The 18,522-nt window shown below is 66.6% G+C and carries 18 protein-coding genes and 1 tRNA gene; 3 read left to right on the plus strand and 16 right to left on the minus strand.

The window, feature by feature from the left end; all coding sequences use genetic code 11:
- Window positions 1-134: 134 nt before the first annotated feature.
- The 5 genes from ACFRAU_RS16015 to gcvH form a co-directional block, all read right to left on the minus strand.
- Window positions 135-731 (minus strand): MerR family transcriptional regulator, encoded by a 597-nt coding sequence (locus tag ACFRAU_RS16015; protein WP_003801807.1) that lies wholly within the window; start codon window positions 729-731, stop codon window positions 135-137.
- 252 nt (window positions 732-983) lie between these two features.
- Complete coding sequence (locus tag ACFRAU_RS16020) at window positions 984-1,487, minus strand: bifunctional nuclease family protein (protein WP_377997760.1); 504 nt, start codon at window positions 1,485-1,487, stop codon at window positions 984-986.
- Window positions 1,487-2,203, minus strand: coding sequence for a MerR family transcriptional regulator (locus tag ACFRAU_RS16025; protein ID WP_353713277.1), 717 nt, complete (start codon window positions 2,201-2,203; stop codon window positions 1,487-1,489). The genes ACFRAU_RS16020 and ACFRAU_RS16025 overlap by 1 nt, the downstream gene beginning before the upstream one ends.
- A 22-nt stretch (window positions 2,204-2,225) precedes the next feature.
- Window positions 2,226-2,705 (minus strand): FHA domain-containing protein, encoded by a 480-nt coding sequence (locus ACFRAU_RS16030; protein WP_378000657.1) that lies wholly within the window; start codon window positions 2,703-2,705, stop codon window positions 2,226-2,228.
- A 146-nt stretch (window positions 2,706-2,851) separates the two neighbouring features.
- Window positions 2,852-3,238 (minus strand): glycine cleavage system protein GcvH, encoded by a 387-nt coding sequence (gcvH, locus tag ACFRAU_RS16035; RefSeq protein WP_306922252.1) that lies wholly within the window; start codon window positions 3,236-3,238, stop codon window positions 2,852-2,854.
- Between the two features lie 154 nt (window positions 3,239-3,392).
- On the opposite strand from gcvH, the gene ACFRAU_RS16040 reads away from it, so the two are divergent.
- Complete coding sequence (locus tag ACFRAU_RS16040; protein WP_377997763.1) at window positions 3,393-4,265, plus strand: Fpg/Nei family DNA glycosylase; 873 nt, start codon at window positions 3,393-3,395, stop codon at window positions 4,263-4,265.
- Window positions 4,266-4,348: 83 nt separating this feature from the next.
- Here the strand turns inward: ACFRAU_RS16040 and ACFRAU_RS16045 are convergent.
- The 10 genes from ACFRAU_RS16045 to ACFRAU_RS16090 all read right to left on the minus strand — a co-directional run bounded on the left by ACFRAU_RS16045 (window position 4,349) and on the right by ACFRAU_RS16090 (window position 14,028).
- Window positions 4,349-4,425, minus strand: a tRNA-Pro gene (locus tag ACFRAU_RS16045).
- Window positions 4,426-4,564: 139 nt separating this feature from the next.
- A complete protein-coding gene (der, locus tag ACFRAU_RS16050; protein ID WP_377997764.1) occupies window positions 4,565-6,115 on the minus strand; it encodes a ribosome biogenesis GTPase Der in 1,551 nt (516 codons plus the stop codon).
- A 10-nt stretch (window positions 6,116-6,125) separates the two neighbouring features.
- Window positions 6,126-6,809, minus strand: a complete 684-nt coding sequence (locus ACFRAU_RS16055) for a lysophospholipid acyltransferase family protein (protein WP_378000678.1) — start codon at window positions 6,807-6,809, stop codon at window positions 6,126-6,128.
- Window positions 6,810-6,882: 73 nt separating this feature from the next.
- Window positions 6,883-7,596, minus strand: coding sequence for a (d)CMP kinase (cmk, locus tag ACFRAU_RS16060; protein WP_377997765.1), 714 nt, complete (start codon window positions 7,594-7,596; stop codon window positions 6,883-6,885).
- Entirely contained in the window at window positions 7,596-8,705 is a 1,110-nt protein-coding gene (locus ACFRAU_RS16065) for a prephenate dehydrogenase (RefSeq protein WP_378000658.1), read from the minus strand. Before ACFRAU_RS16065 ends, cmk begins: the two co-directional genes overlap by 1 nt.
- A 3-nt stretch (window positions 8,706-8,708) precedes the next feature.
- Entirely contained in the window at window positions 8,709-9,959 is a 1,251-nt protein-coding gene (locus tag ACFRAU_RS16070; protein ID WP_378000659.1) for a pseudouridine synthase, read from the minus strand.
- A gap of 106 nt (window positions 9,960-10,065) precedes the next feature.
- Window positions 10,066-10,695, minus strand: coding sequence for an SMC-Scp complex subunit ScpB (locus ACFRAU_RS16075; RefSeq protein WP_378000660.1), 630 nt, complete (start codon window positions 10,693-10,695; stop codon window positions 10,066-10,068).
- Entirely contained in the window at window positions 10,692-11,531 is an 840-nt protein-coding gene (locus ACFRAU_RS16080) for a segregation and condensation protein A (protein ID WP_377997769.1), read from the minus strand. The genes ACFRAU_RS16075 and ACFRAU_RS16080 overlap by 4 nt, the downstream gene beginning before the upstream one ends.
- A 5-nt stretch (window positions 11,532-11,536) precedes the next feature.
- Window positions 11,537-12,436, minus strand: coding sequence for a ParA family protein (locus ACFRAU_RS16085; RefSeq protein WP_377997770.1), 900 nt, complete (start codon window positions 12,434-12,436; stop codon window positions 11,537-11,539).
- 251 nt (window positions 12,437-12,687) lie between these two features.
- Window positions 12,688-14,028: a cation:dicarboxylate symporter family transporter gene (locus tag ACFRAU_RS16090; RefSeq protein WP_377997771.1), complete on the minus strand. Its 1,341-nt coding sequence runs from the start codon at window positions 14,026-14,028 to the stop codon at window positions 12,688-12,690.
- 138 nt (window positions 14,029-14,166) lie between these two features.
- On the opposite strand from ACFRAU_RS16090, the gene ACFRAU_RS16095 reads away from it, so the two are divergent.
- The gene (locus ACFRAU_RS16095; protein ID WP_378000661.1) at window positions 14,167-15,888 is read left to right on the plus strand and encodes an ATP-binding protein; all 1,722 of its coding nucleotides are present in this window, start codon (window positions 14,167-14,169) and stop codon (window positions 15,886-15,888) included.
- A complete protein-coding gene (locus ACFRAU_RS16100) occupies window positions 15,885-16,598 on the plus strand; it encodes a response regulator (RefSeq protein ID WP_378000662.1) in 714 nt (237 codons plus the stop codon). The genes ACFRAU_RS16095 and ACFRAU_RS16100 overlap by 4 nt, the downstream gene beginning before the upstream one ends.
- A gap of 26 nt (window positions 16,599-16,624) precedes the next feature.
- On the opposite strand, the gene ACFRAU_RS16105 is transcribed toward ACFRAU_RS16100, so the two are convergent.
- Window positions 16,625-18,295, minus strand: a complete 1,671-nt coding sequence (locus tag ACFRAU_RS16105) for a DUF222 domain-containing protein (RefSeq protein ID WP_378000663.1) — start codon at window positions 18,293-18,295, stop codon at window positions 16,625-16,627.
- Between the last annotated feature and the right edge of the window lie 227 nt (window positions 18,296-18,522).

The raw sequence follows: 18,522 nt of genomic DNA on the forward strand, positions 1-18,522 counted from the left end.
CCGCCGCCGCCGGCGCGCCCGATACCCGCGCCGGGCGGCCCCCCCCGCGGCACCCCACCGACGCGTACTGCCCCCGCGACGCCCCCCCCCCTGCGGGGCGGCGCCCTTCTGCGTACATCTCGTGGCTGGCGCTGTTAGCCGATCTTGCGTGCCGCGCGGCGCTTGCTGAGTTCGTCGTCCGGGAACGTCTGTTCGCCGGCGTGCTCGCTGGGCAGCGAGGCGAGGCTTCCCTCGACTTCGCGCCACACGCGGCCGACCGCGATTCCGAACACGCCCTGGCCGCCCTGCACGAGGTCGATGACCTCGTCCGCGGACGTACATTCGTAGACGCTGGCGCCGTCGCTCATGAGGGTGATCTGCGCCAGGTCCTCGACGCCGCGTTCACGGAGGTGCTCCACGGCGCTGCGGATCTGCTGCAGCGATACGCCGGTGTCCAGCAGCCTCTTGACCACCTTCAGGACCAGGATGTCGCGGAAACCGTAGAGCCGCTGGGAACCCGAGCCCGCTGCTCCGCGGACTGCCGGCTCCACCAGGCCGGTGCGGGCCCAGTAGTCAAGCTGCCGGTAGGTGATCCCGGCGGCCTTGCAGGCGGTGGGCCCGCGGTAGCCGGCATCCTCGTCCAGAACCGGGAGATCCTCAGTGAAGAGAAGGCCCTGAGCACCGCTTGCGGGCACGGCAACGCCGGCCGTCGAGGGCTGCTTCAGCTCGCCTGCTTCGCCTTTCGGACTCACGTGGATCCTCCTTGTCATGAGCTCCCCTGAGGAAGTTGCCGCAACAGCTGCTACGCGCATGAAGTCCGGATGAAATTCATGCTTGTAATTCGGCCGGAGTAGCACTTTCCAGTGTGACTTGCGCCGCTGTCGTATGCAATGGGAACTTGGTACCTTCGACGTTAGGCCTGCCGTGGCCCAAGGTCAAAGACGTTCGCATGATTAGTGGGGCGTGTCGAAAGTTTCAGCCTTAACTTTAACCTTAACGTGACCTTAGCCGTCGAAATCCTCCGGCTCGACGTCGTCCAGGAACTCCCGGAACCTGCGCAGCTCACGCTCTTCATCCACGGTGGGGCCGGGCTCCGTGTCCTCGCCCTCGTCATGCTCGGTAATGCGCACGCCGGCCTCGTCCATGACGGAGTCAGCGCACCAGATCCGGCATTTGGCGCGTAGCGCGATGGCCAGGGCGTCCGACGCCCTGGAGCTCACTGTGGCCCCGTTGTCGAACTGGAGCTGGCCGTAGAAGATGTTGTCCTCCACGGCAACGATGTTCACGCTGACCACGGAATGGCCAAGGGTCTCGACGACGTCAACCAGGAGGTCGTGCGTCATGGGCCGCGGCGGTACCACGCCCTGCTGGGCCAGCGCGATGGCACTTGCCTCGGGGGTCCCTATCCAGATGGGAACGTGCCGTTCCCCGTGCATCTCGCGAAGCAGAACCAGAGGCTGGTTGGAGGGCAGTTCGATGCGGACGCCCACAATCTCGACTTCGATCATCAGATTTCCATCCGCGAGATACGGTCCTGGACAAGGGCCCGGTGCAGGGTTAGGCAAAGGTCGCTGATTTCCCGGGCGGCTTCCGCCGCGCGGGCCTGCGATGCGGCGTCCCTGCGCGAGGTCAGGGTGGCCACGGCGCGTTCCACGAGTCCGAACTCGCGTTCCGCGGCCGCCTGGAAGGGCCGGAGGTGCCGCGGCTCCAGGCCGTGGCTCTCCAGCTGGACGCAGGCGCGGGCCACCTGGAGGGCGTGCTCGTCGAACTTGCCGTCGGTGTGCCCGATGAGGCCGAAGCTGAGCAGGGACTGCAGCAGCGGAACGCTGGCCCCCGACTCCGCGCGCAGCTGCTCCTCGCTGAGCCTGCGCGCTTTGTTCTGCAGTTCCGCTGCGAGCTCATCCGAGACGATCCGCGGGGACACGGTAACGCCGGGGGGAAGGTTCTCGGGCCGCTCGCCCCTGTCGATGGCGTCAAGGTAGTCCTTGATGACCTTCAGCGGCAGGTACTGGTCGCGCTGGAGCGACAGGACGAAGCGGAGCCGTTCGACGTCGCTGTCGGCGTACTGCCGGTAGCCCGCGGGCGTACGCCGGGGATTGATGAGCCCCTTTTCCTCAAGGAACCTGATTTTCGACGCCGTCATGCTCGGAAAGTCATCGCTCAGCTGAGCGAGCACTTCCCCGATGTTCAGGACCAGTGGTCCCCGGCGCTCCGGTTGTGCCATTGCCACAGGCAGCCGCTCCGAATCAGACGCGTCCTGCTGCGCGGGCAGGGCTCAGGTAGAAGGTGAGGCGGAACTTGCCAATCTGGACTTCGTTTCCGGACCTCAGTTCCACGCTGTCCACGCGGTCATGGTTGACGTAGGTGCCGTTCAGGCTCCCGGTGTCCACCACCTCGAAGCTCCGCGGCGTGCGCCGGAACTCGACGTGGCGGCGGGACACCGTCACGTCATCGAGGAAAATATCAGCGTCCGGGTGCCGCCCGGCCGTGGTGACATCGGAGTCAAGGAGGAATCGTGCACCTGAGTTCGGCCCGCTATGGGCCACGAGCAGGGCGGAGCCGGAGGGCAGCGCCTCGACGGCGGAGCGTTCCTCCGGGGAGAGCTTGGGGACGATTGTGGGCTCGTCATGATGAACCGGAGTGAGGTTGATCGAGGTGGTTTCCGAGGCCCTGCCCGCACCTGTGCCGTAATTGCCGTTGGTGTGGTTCTGTTCGCCGCCAACCATGGAATCCTCCTCCTTCGTTGCAGATGTCCCCCTGCAATCAACGCGTACCGTCCGGAACTGCCTGGCAGCTCCGTTATGCCGCCCGCCGTCCGGCCATTGGACCCCATTGCTGGACTCCGGTGGCCGGGCAGCGGGACCGGTTAGCTTTAGCCTACCTGTTGTTCGTACTCCGATGCACTGAGCAGGGAATCCACTGCATCAGGCTCGGCGAGCTTGACTTCGATGAGCCAGCCGTCGCCGTAGGGATCGGAGTTGATGAGTGCGGAATCGCTGTCCAGTGCCTCGTTGCGGGCCACGATCTCGCCGGAGACGGGGGCGTAAATGTCGCTGACGCTCTTGGTGGACTCAACTTCACCCACGACGTCGTTTGCCTTAACAGTGGTGCCAACTTCGGGCATCTGGGCGTAGACGACATCTCCGAGGGCGTCCTGGGCGAAGTCGGTGATCCCCACGCGGACCACACCATCGGCGTTCGGTGCGCTCACCCATTCGTGTTCGGCGGTGTAGGACAGATCAGAGGGAATGTTGCTCATCAGGGGCCTTTCATCGGGTCAATCACCAATGTCAACGGAGGCGTCGGGAACAGCCACCGGTTGAAAGTATATGCACAACTCCTTGGCCGCCGGATGTGCCATTATGCCCCGCGGGAACCGCCCAATCCGGCATCCTGTGTGGCAAAGTGGTGCCATGCCGGAACTACCCGAGGTGGCCGCACTGAGCACGTTCCTCGACACGCGGCTGCGCGGCGCGGTGCTGGAGAAGCTGCAGATCCTGTCCGTGGCCGTGCTCAAGACGGCCGACCCGCCCTACACGGCCCTCGCGGGCCGAACCATCACCGGCGTGGAGCGGTTCGGGAAGTTCGTCAGCATTGACGCCGACGGCCTGCATTTCGTCTTCCACCTCGCCAGGGCGGGCTGGGTCCGTTACACCGAAAAACCATCGCCCGAACCGCTACGGCCCGGCAAGGGCCCCATCGCGGCCCGGCTGCACCTTGCCGGGGCGGACGGCGGGAAGATGGGCATCGACCTGACCGAGGCCGGCACCAAGAAGGGCCTGGCAGTCTACGTGGTGCGGAAGCCCGGCGACGTTCCCGGCATCGCCGACCTGGGCCCGGATCCGCTGATTCCCGCGTTCAGCCGGGAGATGTTCGCCGAGATCCTGGCTGGCCACCCGCACCAGATCAAGGGTGTGCTGCGCAGCCAGAGCGTCATCGCCGGCATCGGAAACGCCTACAGCGACGAAATCCTGCACGCAGCGAAAATCTCCCCGTTCGCCATGGCCAATGCCCTGGAGCCGGCGAAGGTCGGGGTCCTGTTCGACGCCATCCACAGCGTCCTGGGAGCCGCGGTGGCGCAGGCCCGGGGGAAGGCGCCCGCCGACCTCAAGGACGCGAAGCGAAGCGGGATGAATGTGCATGGCCGCGCCGGCCAGCCCTGCCCGGTATGCGGGGACACGGTCCGGGAGGTGTCCTTCGCGGACACTGCACTGCAGTACTGCCCCACCTGCCAGACAAACGGCAAGATCCTGGCCGACCGCAGAACATCCCGCTTCCTCAAGTAGGGCTCACCGCTTAAACCCGTTCCGCCGTCGGGCGTGCACAAAAAAACCCCGCCAACCCAGTTTGGGTTGGCGGGGTTTTGTTGTGGTCGGGCTGACAGGATTTGAACCTGCGACCCCTTGACCCCCAGTCAAGTGCGCTACCAAGCTGCGCTACAGCCCGTCAGTTCCGCCGTTCTCCGCCAGATGAATGTTCCGAGGAATTTCATCTAAGCAGTCCGGCCGAACCACCTAGAAGAGCTTACACGATTCCGGAGGGTGCCAGTGACACTTTCCGGCATTCGCCGCCCGGTGTGTCGTAATTAACGCTTCTTGCCGCGCTTTTCACGCACACGCATGCTGACTTCGATGGGCGTTCCCTCGAAGCCAAAGGTTTCGCGCAGGCGGCGGGTGATGAACCGGCGGTAGCCCGGGTCCAGGAAACCGGTGGTGAACAGGACAAACTTCGGCGGCCGGCTGGAGGCCTGCGTGCCGAACAGGATGCGGGGCTGCTTGCCGCCGCGGACCGGGTGCGGGTGTGCCGCCACCAGCTCGCCCAGGAAGGCGTTGAGCCGTCCGGTCGGAATGCGCCGGTCCCAGTTTTCCAGCGCCAGCTCCAGGGCCGGCACCAGGCGGTCCTTGTGCCAGCCGGTCTTGGCGGAGATGTTGACACGTGGCGCCCACTCCACATGCGCCAGGTCCTGCTCGATTTCGCGTTCCAGGTACCGCCGGCGTTCATCGTCCAGCAGGTCCCACTTGTTGAACGCGAGCACCAGGGCACGCCCCGATTCGATGGCGAGCTGCAGGATGCGGACGTCCTGTTCGCTGAGCACCTCGTCCACGGCAAGAAGAACGACGGCGACCTCCGCCTTTTCCAGCGCACTCTGGGTCCGGAGGGAGGCGTAGAAGTCGGCGCCCTGCGCCATGTGCTGGCGCCGGCGGATGCCGGCGGTGTCCACGAAGCGCCAGGTCTGGCCGCCGAGCTCGATGAATTCGTCAACCGGGTCGCGGGTAGTGCCGGCGGTGTTGTCCACCACCACACGCTCGGAGCCGGCCAGCTTGTTCAGGAGGGAAGACTTGCCCACGTTGGGACGTCCGATCAGGGCAATCCGGCGCGGGCCGCCGGAGCGTTCGACGCCCTCAACGGTGGAGAACTCCGGCAGGGTGTCCATGACGTGGTCCAGCATGTCGGCGACACCGCGGCCGTGCAGCGCGGAGACGGGGTACGGCTCGCCGAAGCCCAGGCCCCACAGGACTGCGGAGTCGGCTTCCTGCACGAAGTCGTCCACTTTGTTGGCGACAAGGATGACGGGCTTCTTGCTTCGGCGGAGCATCTTCATGACGCCTTCGTCGGTGGCGGTTGCGCCCACGGCCGAGTCGACGACGAAGAGCACGGCGTCCGCCAGCTCCACTGCCATTTCGGCCTGTTCCGCCACGCGGGCGTGGATGCCGCGGGCATCGTGCTCCCAGCCGCCGGTGTCGACGACGGTGAAGTTCCTGCCGTTCCAGTTCGCCGAGTACATCACGCGGTCGCGCGTTACACCCGGGGTGTCTTCAACGACCGCCTCGCGTCGGCCGAGGATGCGGTTGACCAGGGTGGATTTGCCGACGTTCGGGCGGCCGATGATGGCGAGCACGGGGTCCAGCTTGAGCGGGCCCTCCAGTTCGTCCTCGTCGTGCAGTCCGCTGAGGAGCGCGGCGTCGTCCTCGTCGAGTTCGTAGTCGTCCAGTCCGGCACGGAGGGAAGCGGCGCGAAGCTCCGCCTCGTCGTCGTCCAGGGCCGCCAGATGTTCAGCCACCTGGTCGGTGCCGGTGGGCGTGTATTCGTCTTCGCCGGCGCCGGAGTGGCCGGAGGTTTGAGTCGTATCGCTCATTGCACTTTCCTTAATGATGGTCTGCCGGCTGTCCGGCTACTGCGGTGGAACGTTGGTGCGGATGATCCGCGGAGGGCAAGGACAGCCCGCTGAGCCGGACAGTGTCACGAACGTGCGCGGCCAGGGTGTCGCGGATTTCCGTGGCCGCCCTGTCCATTGAAGCACGCCCGGTTTCGCCCGGATTGCGGCCGACGGCGAGGGGTTGGCCAAAGCTGACGTGCAGCCGGCGGCCCGGCTTCGGGATGCTGCCCAGGTGTTCGCCGCCCTGCCGTGTGCCAAGGATGGCCACCGGCACCACGACGGCCTCGGAGTTCAGGGCGAGCCATGCCACCCCGTTACTGATGCCGGCTGCGGTGCCGCTCCCCCGGGTTCCCTCCGGCAGGATGCCGATGCAGCGGCCGGCGTCGAGGGCGTCCTTGCTGAGCTGCAGGACCGAGCGGTCCCCCGCCCTGTCAACCGGAAGCTGGCCCGACGCCCTCAGCACGCGGCCGAGGAAGCCCTTGAACATCTCCTTCTTAACGAGGATGTGCATGCTCCGGGGCGAGGCGCCGAACATGACGGGTCCGTCGAGGAGGCTGATGTGGTTTCCTGCGAAGATCACCGGGCCCGAGGCCGGAACGTTGGAGCGCCCGGTGACGGAGGTGCGGTAGACGACGTTGTTCAGGAACCGGCCGACGGGCCGGCTCCACGCCATGGTCCACGCACCAGGGAGACCCGTCTCCGGAACCCGGGTGCCCGGAACTCCGGTACCTGGCATCCGGGCGGAATCACTCATGGTTGATGACCTTGGTGACGATGCGCAGCGCGGCGGCCACGGTTTCCTCGAAATCCAGTTCCGACGAATCCAGCGTCACCACACCGTCCGCCGCCTGGGTGAAGTTCACCACGGTGGAGTCCTTCGCGTCCCGCTGGGTCACCTGGGCTGCCAACTGCTCGGCGCTTTGCGTTCCGCCGAGCTGGATGCCGCGGCGGCGGAGCCGCGCCTCCTCGCTGGCGGTCAGCAGCATGCGGACCTGGGCAGCCGGGGCAACGACGGTGGTAATGTCCCGGCCCTCCACCACCATGCGGCGGTTGTGTTTTTCGATCAGGGCGCGCTGGCGGCGGATAAGTTCCGTCCGGGCACCGAGCGTGGTGGCGACGGCGCTGACGGACGAAGAGATCGCCGGTTCCCTGATGGCGTCTGTAACGTCGGTGCCATCGACCCGCACGTACTCGGCGTGCGGGCTGGTGCTGATGTCCAGCGGCAGTTCTTCGGCAGCCAGTTCGACGGCGGAGGCGTCAGCGAGGTCCGTTCCGCGGTCGAGGCAGTACCAGGTGAGGGCGCGGTACATGGCGCCGGTGTCCAGGTAGGCAAGGCTGAGGCGGCGGGCCACTTCCTTGCTGACGCTGGACTTTCCGGAGCCGGACGGCCCGTCGATGGCCACCACGAGCGGACGGCCCAGCCGGAGGGCAGGCAAAGTCTCGGTCAGTTCCTGTGTCATTACTGCAGTACCCGCCATCCACGGTCGCTTAGTGCTTCTACAAGGAGGTCATGCGCGCTCGGCAGCACGGAGATCTCCACCATGCCCACATTCTGCCCCGAGGAGTGGTCCAGGCGGAGATCTTCGAGGTTGACGCCAATCTCACCGATCTCGGTCAGGAGCCTGGCGATCTGGCCCGGGCGGTCGTCCACGAGTACCGTGAGCCACGAATACGCCTGCGGCGGTCCGCCGTGCTTGCCCGGAATCCGGGCCTGCCCGGCGTTGCCTTCGCTCATCAGCTGCGCCAGGTCAAGGCGGGCACCGGCGGCCGCGGGGTCTTCCAGGGTTCCGATCAGCCGGTTGAGGTCATCTCGCACACCGTAAAGGATCTCCACTACCTTGCCGGCATTCGCACCCAGGATCTGGACCCACAGCGTGGGGTCGCTGGCTGCGATCCGGGTGGTGTCGCGTAGCCCGTTTCCCGCGAGGGAGAGGGCGTGCAGCGGGGTGTCCTGCAGACGGGTCGCCAGCAGCGAGGACATCACCTGGGGCAGGTGGGAGACCAAGGCCACGGCCCCATCATGTTCCTCGGCCGTGAACTGCGAAACGAGGCCACCGAGGTCGGTGGCCAGCGCCTGCGCAGCCTGGACAGCTCCGGCCGAGGACTCTTCGGTGCGACACACGACCCACGGCATGGAGGTGAAGAGCTCGCCGCGGGCCGCGACCGGGCCGGACTTCTCGCGTCCGGCCATGGGGTGTGTGCCCACGTAACGGCTGAGGTCCGCGCCGCGGCTGCGCAGGTCGTGCAGGATCGCGGCCTTGACGCTGGCGATGTCGACGACGGTGGCGTCCGGGTAGTCTGCCAGCGCACGTTCCACAACGTCCGCGGTCACGTCCGGCGGCGACGCGACGACAACCAGTTCAGGACTTTCGTCCTTCATGGCCGCCAGCGGGAGGCCTGCGCCGATGTCGACGGCGACTGCCTGGTTGGTGGGCGAGGGATCCGACAGGTAGACGGCAACGCCGCGGCCGCGCAGGCCGAGGCCGATGCTGGTGCCGAGCAGGCCGGTGCCGATAACAACGACCGGCCCGTTCAGGTGCCCCCGGCCGTGCGTACGGAAAGCCGACATCCCTTACAGCCCCACGGATGCCAGCAGGTGGCCGACTTCCTGCTTGCCGAGGTTGCGAATGCTTCCCTGGCGCTGGTCGCCCAGGCCGATGGGGCCGACCTTGACGCGCACCAGGCGCAGCACCGGGAAACCAACCGCGTCGAACAGACGCCGGACAATGCGGTTCTTGCCGGAGTGCAGCACCACTTCGATCAGCACGTGGCCCGGGGTTGAGTCGACCAGCCGGAAGGAGTCGACGGACGCGAATCCGTCCTCCAGTTCGATGCCATCCTTAAGCTGTGTGCCAATGCCCTGCGGGAACGGCCCACGGACCTGGACCAGGTAGGTCTTGGGAACCTCGTAGGACGGGTGGGTCAGCCGGTTGGCCAGCTCGCCGTCGTTGGTCAGCAGCAGCAGGCCTTCGGTGGCGACGTCAAGGCGCCCGACGTGGAAGAGCCGTTCACCCTGGTTGTTGCGGATGTAGTCGCTGATGCACGGCCGGCCTTCGGGATCCTCCATGGTGGACACCACGCCCTTGGGCTTGTTGAAGACCATGTAGACCAGCGTGTCGTCGAGCTGGATGCGGAGGCCATCCACGTGGATGACTGCTGTTTTGGGGTCGACGCGGACGCCGAGCTCGGTGACGACCTTGCCGTCGACCTCCACGCGGCCCTCGGCGATCATGTCTTCACAGACGCGCCGGGAGGCGACGCCGGCGGAGGCCATGACCTTCTGCAGGCGGACGCCGTCGGCGTCGTGGACTTCCGACTGCGGCACCTCGGCGCGGGGACCGCGGTTGCGGGAGGGCCGGCGGACCGGTCCCAGGTTCTGGCCGAAGCGTTCGCTGCCGAAGGCGCGCGACCCCGCGGTCTTGGGGGCGCCCGACTTGGGCTTCAGCGCGCCCGGCGTGCCGGGAGCCCTGTTGGCTCCGGGCTTCCGGGCAGCGGCGGCATTGCGCGCGCCTGCCTTGGGTGCACCCGTCCTGGATGCACCTGTCCTGGATGCGGGGGCCTTAGTGCCCGGCTTCCAGTCGCCTGCGGGCCGGCGGCCGGCAGGTGCCTCGTCGGGATCGACGAAGCGCTCCTCGCGGGGCTTGGCCTTGTAGGTGCGGTCGCTGAAGGGGCGGTCGCCCCCCTTCGGGAAGTCGCGCTTCCCGGCGCCCGCGCCGCGACCCTGTACTGGCCCGCGGCCTTGTGCCGCGCCCCGCGCGGCGTTGTCCGGACCTTTGCGTCCGGAGCTGTTACGTGGTGAACCCTGGCGTCCCGCCTGTGTCATGACCCGTCCTCTGTGATTTTGACCGGCAAAGGTTGTCCAAGGACAACACTAGCCAGCCGTGCAGAATAAATCTGCCCTGGTAAAAACTGCTTCGCAGGCGTGCCGCCTACATTCTTCCGGCGTCGTAGAACTCTTCAATTCCTTCAAGCCCCGGAAGGTGGGGTGAAAGCTGAGGCAACTCAGCCACCGAGCCGATTCCCATGCGTTCAAGGAAATACGACGTCGTGCGGTACAGGACAGCGCCCGACTCCGGATCCGTTCCGGCGTCCTCGACCAGTCCACGCTGGGTCAGCGTCCGCACAACAGAGTCAACGTTGACTCCACGAATTGCAGACACCCTTGCCCGGGATACCGGTTGCCGGTACGCGATGACGGCGAGGGTCTCAAGCGCCGCCTGGGTCAGCCTGGCCGTCTGTCCCTCCAGGACGAAAGCACCGACGACGTCGGCGAATTCAGCCCGTGAGTAGATGCGCCAGCCTCCGGCGACATTCCGCAATTCAAAACCCCGGGGGCTGGAAGCGACGTTATGCTTAGGTCCATTACTGCCAGTTTCCATATCCAGGGCTTTAACAGTATAGCCGTCATAGTCGCGCTGCAGGTCCAGCAGCAGCGCTTCGACGGCGGCCACCGTCAGGTTGAGTCCGGCGGCGAGGTCGGTGGCAGAGGTGGGCTCGTCCAGCACCATCAGCACCGCCTCAAGCGCGGCGCGTTCCCGGCCCTCAATTGGATCCGTCATCGCTGCTCCTCGTATTCCTCGCTCAGGTGCTCCGCGGTCCATCCGTTGCCGGCCGCGGTCCAGCGCACTGTCAGGTCGCCAAGCGGCGCCACCTGGTCGAAGGCCACCACCTGGTCCCTGAACAATTCCAGCAGGGCCAGGAAGCGGGCCACCACAACGAGGGTGGATTCGGCGTCGGCTATCAGGGCACGGAAGGTCAGGGGCCTGCCATCCTGCAGCCGCAGCCCCATCAGCTCCGCCTGCTCGCGGACGCTCACCGCGCTCCCGTGCAGGTGGGCCACACCGACCTCCGTCGGCGCCGGGTCCTTGGGCTTGAGAGCGGCCTCGGCCAGCGCCGCGAACTGCGCAGGGCTGTGCTTCCAGACCAGTTCCGGCAGCATGGCGGCGAAGTGTTCCTCGAGGGCGACCTGCCGCGGATAGCGCCGGGCCTCAAGTTCCAGTGTTGCGTCCATCAGAGCGGCGACCTGCTTGAAGGCCTTGTACTGCAGCAGCCGGGCAAAGAGCAGGTCACGCGCCTCGAGGAGGGCGATGTCGTCGTCGTCCTCCACCTCGCCTGCGGGCAGCAGGCGCGCTGCCTTCAGGTCCAGCAGCGTGGCAGCGATGACGAGGAACTCACTTGCCTCGTCAAGGGCCCACTCCTCCCCCAGTTCCTGGAGGTTCCGGATGTACCGGATGAACTCGTCGGTGACCGTGGCAAGCGCCACCTCGGTGATGTCCAGCTGGTGTTTGGAGATCAGCCCCAGCAGGAGGTCGAAGGGGCCACTGAAGTTGGCCAACCGTACTTCGAAGCCGGACCGCCTGGCCTCGGCGGGGGGCGCTGCCGGCTCTGCGGTCATCCGGGCTAGGGCGCGCCGCCGCGCGAGATCAGTTCCTTGGCGAGGCGGCGGTAGGCGTCGGCACCCACGTGGTTTCCGGCGTAGCTCGTGATGGGCTCGGCGGCCACGGTGGCGTCAGCGAACTTGATGGAGCGTTTGATGACGGTTTCGAAGACCTTGTCCCCGAAGGCTTCCACCAGGCGGCTGATGACCTCGCGGCTGTGCAGCGTGCGGGCGTCGTACATGGTGGCCAGCACGCCGTCCACCTGCAGCCGCGGGTTGAGTCGGTCCTGGACCTTGTCGATGGTTTCGACCAACAGGGCCACCGCGCGCAGGGCAAAGAACTCGCAGATGAGCGGAATGATCACGCCGTGGGCCGCGGTCAGGGCGTTGACGGTGAGCAGGCCGAGGGAAGGCTGGCAGTCGATGAGCACGACGTCGTAGTCATCCTCAACCTTCTTCAGGGCACGGTCGAGGACCTGTTCGCGGGCCACCTCGTTGACCAGCTGGACTTCCGCCGCGGAGAGGTCGATGTTGGCGGGCAGCAGGTCCACGTTCTCGACGCCGGTCCGGTGGATGGCTTCGCGGATGTCGATCTTGCGGTCCATCAGGACGTTGTAGACGGTCAGATCGAGTTCATGGGGGTTGACGCCGAGCCCGGCGGACAGGGCGCCCTGCGGGTCGAAGTCCACCAGGAGCACGCGGCGGCCGTATTCGGCCAGTGCTGCGGCAAGGTTGATGGTGGAGGTGGTCTTGCCCACCCCGCCTTTCTGGTTAACCATGGCTATGACGCGGGCCGGTCCATGGGAGGACAGCGGCGCGGGCTCCGGAAATTCGCGGTGGGGGCGGCCTGTGGGACCCATGACGGCGTCTTCCAGGTCGAGTTCCGTGCCTTCCAGAGTTGCTGAACCCTGTTCGCTGCTCACGTATCTATCCACACTTTCGATGACGGTGATTTTCTGCCGCTGTCTGCCAGCGCCCCTGCTTGTTCCACCCCAAGGTTACAGCGCCCGACACGGCATTCCGTGGACCTTGACTTTTGATGGCGTTTGAGCCTTTACCTTGTACCTGAGGTCGAAGGTTGTCTGTCCGGCAGCAATGAAACCGCCCACACAGGCGGGGGCCTGTGCGGGCGGTTTTCCTTCAGTTGTATGGCGCGGGGGCTTAGGCCCGGGACCTAGGCCTTGGCCGGTACGGCAGGCTCCGGCGTTTCTACCACGCCGTGGTGGTGCGCCACCATGGTCTGCTCGTCGAACGGTGCCTCGCCGGACAGCACCCGGTTGACCTGCTCGCCGTCGACCTCTTTGACCCAGGTGCCGACCAGCAGGGTGGCAACGGCGTTGCCGGTGAAGTTGGTCAGTGCACGGGCCTCGGACATGAAGCGGTCGATGCCGACGATCATGCCGACCCCGCCCAGGAGTTCGGGCCGGTGGGCCTGCAGGCCGGCGGCGAGCGTGGCCAGCCCTGCGCCGGTGACGCCGGCGGCGCCCTTGGACGCGATGATCATGAAGATCAGCAGGGAGATCTGCGCGCCGAGGTCCAGCGGGGTACCCATGGCGTTGGCCACGAAGAGCGATGCCATGGTCAGGTAGATGGCGGTACCGTCCAGGTTGAAGGAGTAGCCGGTGGGGACCGTCACACCGACAACCGGCTTGGAGACGCCGAGGTGCTCCATCTTGGCGATGAGGCGCGGCAGGGCCGCTTCAGAGGAGGACGTCGAGAAGATCAGCAGGTATTCGCGGGCCAGGTACTTCATCAGCTTGAAGATGTTCACGCCGGTGACAACCTGCAGCAGGCCGCCGAGGATCACAACGATGAACAGCGCGCAGGTGATGTAGAACGCGATCATCAGGGTGAACATGCTCACGATGGCCTGGAAGCCGGTTGCGCCAACAACGGCGGCGATGGCACCGAAGGCACCCACCGGGGCAAGCCACATGATCATGATCAGGATGCGGAAGACCAGTGCCTGGGCGTGGCCGATCGCCTTCAGGATCGGTGCGCCCTGCGGGCCCATCTTCTGCAGCGCGAAGCCGACGAGGATGGCAGCGAGCAGGGTGGGAAGCACCGGAATGTCCGAGGGAATGATGCCCAGCAGGAAGTCAACGGTGCTGTCCGTGGCCGCCTTCTTGTTGGGATCGTACGGCGCGAGCTCCAGCCCTTCACCCGGGTGGATGATGTTGCCGACGACCAGGCCGATTGCCAGGGCGAAGGTGGACATCACGACGAAGTAGCCCAGTGCCAGCCCGCCGACCTTGCCGACGGTGGCGGCCTTGGCGATGGAGCCGATGCCCAGCACGATGGTGCAGAAGATGACCGGGGCGATCATCATCTTGATCAGCTTGATGAAGCCGTCACCGAGGGGCTTGAGTGATTTTCCGACCTCGGGGAACAGCAGTCCTACCAGAGCGCCGAGAACGACTGCGGCGATGACCGCAATGTACAGGTAATGGGACTTGTCGAGTCCCTTACGCTCGGCTTTAGCCGGCACTGCCGACTCTCCTCGTTGAGAAGCCATCTTGTCTCTCCTTATGGATAATCTGGAGACGCTTCGGCACAATCTCTGGGCCCCGCGCGTCGGTCCTTGTGATTTCCATCATTCGCCACAGAGTGACTTGGCTCACCGTTGCGTTCATATTGGTCATGGGAGGTGTTGATGATCCACCGCTGGAGCATCGCGAGGCGGCTGTTCGTGGCGAACCTGCTGTTCATGCTGGCCCTGACGGCCATCGTCGGGACGGCCGTCTTCGTCGACGCCCGGGACCATGCCTACGAAGAGGCCGGCCGCCGGATGGGCGCCCTGGCGACATCCATTGCGGACAACCCTCTTGTGCTGCAGGCCGCCGGGACGGGGAATCCGTCAGCGCAGCTGCAGCCCTACGCATTGAAGGTCATGGCCGATTCCGGAGCGGATTTCATCACCATCATGGCGCCGGACCGGACGCGCTGGACCCACCCGCTGGACCAGGAGCTGGGCCGCCCCTATATCGGTTCGATCGAGCAGGCCCTCCAAGGCCACGTATTCACCGAGATCACTGCGGGAACGCTCGGGCCGTCGGTGCGTACGATCGCCCCGGTGAAGGACGCCCGCGGTGGGGTCCGCGCGCTCGTGGCGGCCGGCGTGACCGTCAATACTGTTGACGTGGCCGTTTCCGGCCGGCTGCCGGCGCTGCTGGCAGTCTCCGGATCCCTGCTGGCAGGCGGATCGCTCGCGTCCTGGTTTCTTGGCCGCTACCTCCGGCGGGTGACCAGGGGCTGGGGTCCCGAGCAGCTCGCCCAGCTCTTTGCCTACTACGAATCAGTACTCCACTCGGTCCGGGAAGGTGTTGTCCTGATAGATCCCGCCGGACGGGTGGTCATCTACAACGACCAGGCGGCAGAGCTGCTGGGACTGGAACCCCGGGAAGCGGAGGACGACCACGCGGCCACGCCGCTGCTCGCCGACCTGCCCCTGGCGCCCAGCCTGAAAGAGCTCTTTGAATCGGGGCGCACGGCCCACGACGAAATCCACCTCACCCATGACGGCGTACTGGTGGTTAACCAGCGCCCGGCAGTGGGGCCAGGGTCCTCCACCGGACGGCAGCGCGGCCCGGTGTTCGGCACCGTCGCCACCATCCGAGACCGCACGGAGATCGAATCCCTGGGTACCGAGTTGGAAAGCATGCGGACGCTTTCCGATGCCCTCCGGGCGCAGACCCACGAGCATGCTAACCGGCTGCACACCATGGTCTCCCTGATGGAGCTGGGGCGGACTGATGAGGCCCTGGACTTTGCCACAAAGGACCTCGAGCTGAGCCAGCAGCTGACGGACGACGTGATCAGTTCGGTCCAGGAGCCCGTGCTGAGCGCCCTCGTCATGGGCAAGGCCGCCGAGGCCCACGAACGCGGCGTGGAGCTGGTGGTCGAGGCGTCCGGGCCGACCCTCAGCGGAGAGCTGGCCGTACAGGACCTCGTCACGGTGCTCGGCAACCTGCTGGACAATGCCATCGACGCCGCCGCGGACGCCCCCGCACCCAAGCGCGTGGAGCTGCTGGTGGACACGGCGCGCGGCGGCCTGGACATCACAGTGCAGGACTCGGGGCAGGGCATTGACCCAACAGCTGTGGACGACGTGTTCCGCTACGGGTTCAGCACCAAGACCGCCGGGCCGTTCGGGCGGGGCCTTGGCCTTGCGCTGGTGAAACAGGCCGTCCAGCGCCTGGCAGGTACCATGACCATCAGCAGTTCCAGCGCCGGAGGGGCGCGCTTCCACATCGCACTCCCGGCCAGCATCGCTTCCGACCCACTGCACGCAGACACCATTCCGCCAAGCGCATTGCACTCAAGCACATTGCCGTCAAGCACGGCCACATCGAGTCTCCCGGAGGAGCACACGTGACAGACATCCGAGTCCTCGTCGTTGAGGACGAGCCCGTCGCAGCTGCGGCCCACGCCGCCTACGTGGGCAGGGCGGACGGCTTCACACTGGCGGGCACGGCCCCGGACGGCCAGTCCGCGCTTCGGATGCTCACCGAGCTCTCGGCCGCCGGCAGCCCGGTGGAACTGGTTCTGCTGGACATGAACCTGCCGGACCTGCACGGCCTCGACATCGCGCGCCGGATGCGCTCCGCCGGGCACTTCGCCGACATCATCGCAATCACGGCTGTTCGCGAACTGGCAATTGTCCGCAGCGCAGTGTCGATCGGCGTCGTGCAGTATCTCATCAAGCCGTTCACCTATGCGACGTTCGCGGACAAACTGGAGAGTTACCGGCAGTTTCGCGAGCAGCTCGCGGGCCCGGAGGCGGGGTCAGCGAAGGCGGCAGCATCGCAGAGCGACGTGGACCAGGCTTTCGCGAGCCTGCGGGCTCCGTCTGAGCTGCCGCTGCCGAAGGGCCTGGCCCCTTCAACGCTCGACGCCGTCAGCGACTTTATGAAGGAACAGCCCGACGCCGTCTCGGCCACCGAAGTCATGACCGCCCTGGGCATGTCAAGGGTTACCGCCCGCCGCTACCTCGAATACCTTGCCGACGCCGGAACGGTCTCCCGGACGGCGCGGTACGGCGCGCCGGGCCGCCCCGAGAACGAATACCGCTGGTCCCGGGCCTGATCAATAACGGGCATGGGAACATGCCCTCAGGCGGCTGTGGGTGTGGACCAGTAGGGCCAGGGATCCAGAGGCAGTGGCGGATCCAGGTCGTCGGGCCTGCCGGGCTCGTGACTGTCGGGCTCGTGACTGTCGGGCTCGTGACTGTCGGGCTCGTGACTGTCGGGCTCGTAGCTGTCTGGTTCGAGGCTGTCTGGTTCGAGGCTGTCTGGCCAGTGGGGTGGTTCCCAGTCCTGGTATTCGGTGGGGTAGGTCCGTCCCGTGGGTGAGATCCAGCCTGGCGGGCTCTCGCGGGTGGCGGCGACCGGCGTCCACGCTGTGGTGTGTTTCAGGCGGTGATGCTTCGGGCACGGCTGGCCAAGATTGGCGACGCCGGTGGTGCCGCCGGCTGCCCAGGCCAGGATGTGGTCGGCGTCGTTGTCCAGGGAGTGGTTGTTGCAGCCCGGGAACGTGCACCGCGCACCGCGGAGCCGCAGCCATTGGCGCATCGGTTTAGTGAGCCGGTAGCTGGTGCGTCCGATCTCCAGCGGAGCCCCGTCCCGCGGATCCGTCAGCACGCGCAGGAACGATCTCGCGCCGTCGGCGACGAGCCGGCGGGCCATGCTGGCGGGAATGGGCCCGTAGCCGTCCAGTGTGGCCGGTTCCTCGGTGAGGCTGAGCAGCGAAAAGACCGGAACCGTGACCAGGACCTGCGCCCTCGGGGACGGCACAACACCGGCCGGCACATCACGAGCCGTCCCATCAGCAGCGGGCCCGTCCCCCGCGGCCCCAACACCTGCGGCCCCAACACCTGCGGGCACCAGGCCGGCGAAGAATGCTGCGCCCGTGCCATCAATCCCCGAAACGGGACCGAGCATGCCGGTGGAAAAGACATCGGCCCGGAGCTGGCTCAGGGTCCGGGTCTCGGTCGGGCCCTGGGCTGCGCGCGCGGCGGCGGTGGAGCGGTTCCAGATCCCGGCGGCCTGGTCCGCGGGCAGGAACGCCGAGAGCCAGGCCATGCCGTCCCGGGCCGGCTGGTACTCCAGGCGCCGGTCCTTCACACTGTTGCGGTGCCGGGTTTCGATGCTGTCCTGGTGGTGCCGTTCCCGCCAATACCGTGCCTTGGCCCGGAACCTCGCCGGGGTCAGCTCCCCCGCCGGGCAACCCCGCGCAAACCCCGGCGCGTCCGGATCCAGGAAGTGCGCTTCCAACGCCGCCGCAGCCGCCCGATCCAGCCCGTCGGTTTCATCGCACATGACCCGGGCGTGCTGCCAGGAAATGCTCCCCGCCCGCAAAGCTGCCAGTGTCACCGGCAGATCCGTGCTCAGCCTGCCCGATTCAACCAGCAACCGCGCTGCCGCACCCTCGCTGATGGTCAGCGCACCGGCCACCTCCGCCGTCACGGACATCTGCCGCACGGCAACGTCCTGCGGGCTTTCACCAGGTCCCGCCATCGCCGCATCCGCCGCGGCGTAACCGGCGGCAAACTGCACCTTCACCGCCGCAAGCCGGGCCTCCATCCCGGCCACCCCGGTCAGGCCGTCCAGGAACGCAGCCGCCTGCTCCCCAAGCGGGTCAACGTGATGCGGCAACGGATCAGCGCCCGCCGGGGCAGGATCAAGAACAGCCGCGCCAGCGGTCCTGCGCAGCTCGGCGGCCAGCGCTAAGGCAGAGGCACCAATAGCCTCCAACACCTCCGCAGCAGCCGTGCTGTTATCCATACCCACAGTATGAGAGGGGGCACTGACATTCTTAACCGCGCCAGCGGAGGACCCCCGGCTGAGCAAGCCATCGCCGTCGTTCCCTGTCACTGAAGCCAACACGCCGGCACCCGGCCCTGCGGCCCGGTGTGCGGTGCGTCCCCCGAAAGCTTCCATAAACACATTGTGATCCGGGGCACTGACATTCCTGCCGGCCCGGCCACAGACCAGGGCCACACATCTGTCCG

It is taken from the genome of Arthrobacter sp. NPDC056691 (assembly GCF_042791415.1).
GTDB lineage: Bacteria > Actinomycetota > Actinomycetes > Actinomycetales > Micrococcaceae > Arthrobacter.

Coding starts and splice junctions, on each gene's coding strand:
- cmk (WP_377997765.1), bottom strand. CDS start 7,596: ATGACACAGGAACTGACCGAGACTTTGCCTGCCCTCCGGCTGGGCCGT.
- ACFRAU_RS16105 (WP_378000663.1), bottom strand. CDS start 18,295: ATGGATAACAGCACGGCTGCTGCGGAGGTGTTGGAGGCTATTGGTGCC.
- gcvH (WP_306922252.1), bottom strand. CDS start 3,238: ATGAGCAACATTCCCTCTGATCTGTCCTACACCGCCGAACACGAATGG.
- ACFRAU_RS16065 (WP_378000658.1), bottom strand. CDS start 8,705: ATGTCGGCTTTCCGTACGCACGGCCGGGGGCACCTGAACGGGCCGGTC.
- ACFRAU_RS16025 (WP_353713277.1), bottom strand. CDS start 2,203: ATGGCACAACCGGAGCGCCGGGGACCACTGGTCCTGAACATCGGGGAA.
- ACFRAU_RS16070 (WP_378000659.1), bottom strand. CDS start 9,959: ATGACACAGGCGGGACGCCAGGGTTCACCACGTAACAGCTCCGGACGC.
- ACFRAU_RS16080 (WP_377997769.1), bottom strand. CDS start 11,531: ATGACCGCAGAGCCGGCAGCGCCCCCCGCCGAGGCCAGGCGGTCCGGC.
- ACFRAU_RS16075 (WP_378000660.1), bottom strand. CDS start 10,695: ATGACGGATCCAATTGAGGGCCGGGAACGCGCCGCGCTTGAGGCGGTG.
- ACFRAU_RS16030 (WP_378000657.1), bottom strand. CDS start 2,705: ATGGTTGGCGGCGAACAGAACCACACCAACGGCAATTACGGCACAGGT.
- ACFRAU_RS16055 (WP_378000678.1), bottom strand. CDS start 6,809: ATGGCGTGGAGCCGGCCCGTCGGCCGGTTCCTGAACAACGTCGTCTAC.
- ACFRAU_RS16020 (WP_377997760.1), bottom strand. CDS start 1,487: ATGATCGAAGTCGAGATTGTGGGCGTCCGCATCGAACTGCCCTCCAAC.
- ACFRAU_RS16095 (WP_378000661.1), top strand. CDS start 14,167: ATGATCCACCGCTGGAGCATCGCGAGGCGGCTGTTCGTGGCGAACCTG.
- der (WP_377997764.1), bottom strand. CDS start 6,115: ATGAGCGATACGACTCAAACCTCCGGCCACTCCGGCGCCGGCGAAGAC.
- ACFRAU_RS16090 (WP_377997771.1), bottom strand. CDS start 14,028: ATGGCTTCTCAACGAGGAGAGTCGGCAGTGCCGGCTAAAGCCGAGCGT.
- ACFRAU_RS16040 (WP_377997763.1), top strand. CDS start 3,393: ATGCCGGAACTACCCGAGGTGGCCGCACTGAGCACGTTCCTCGACACG.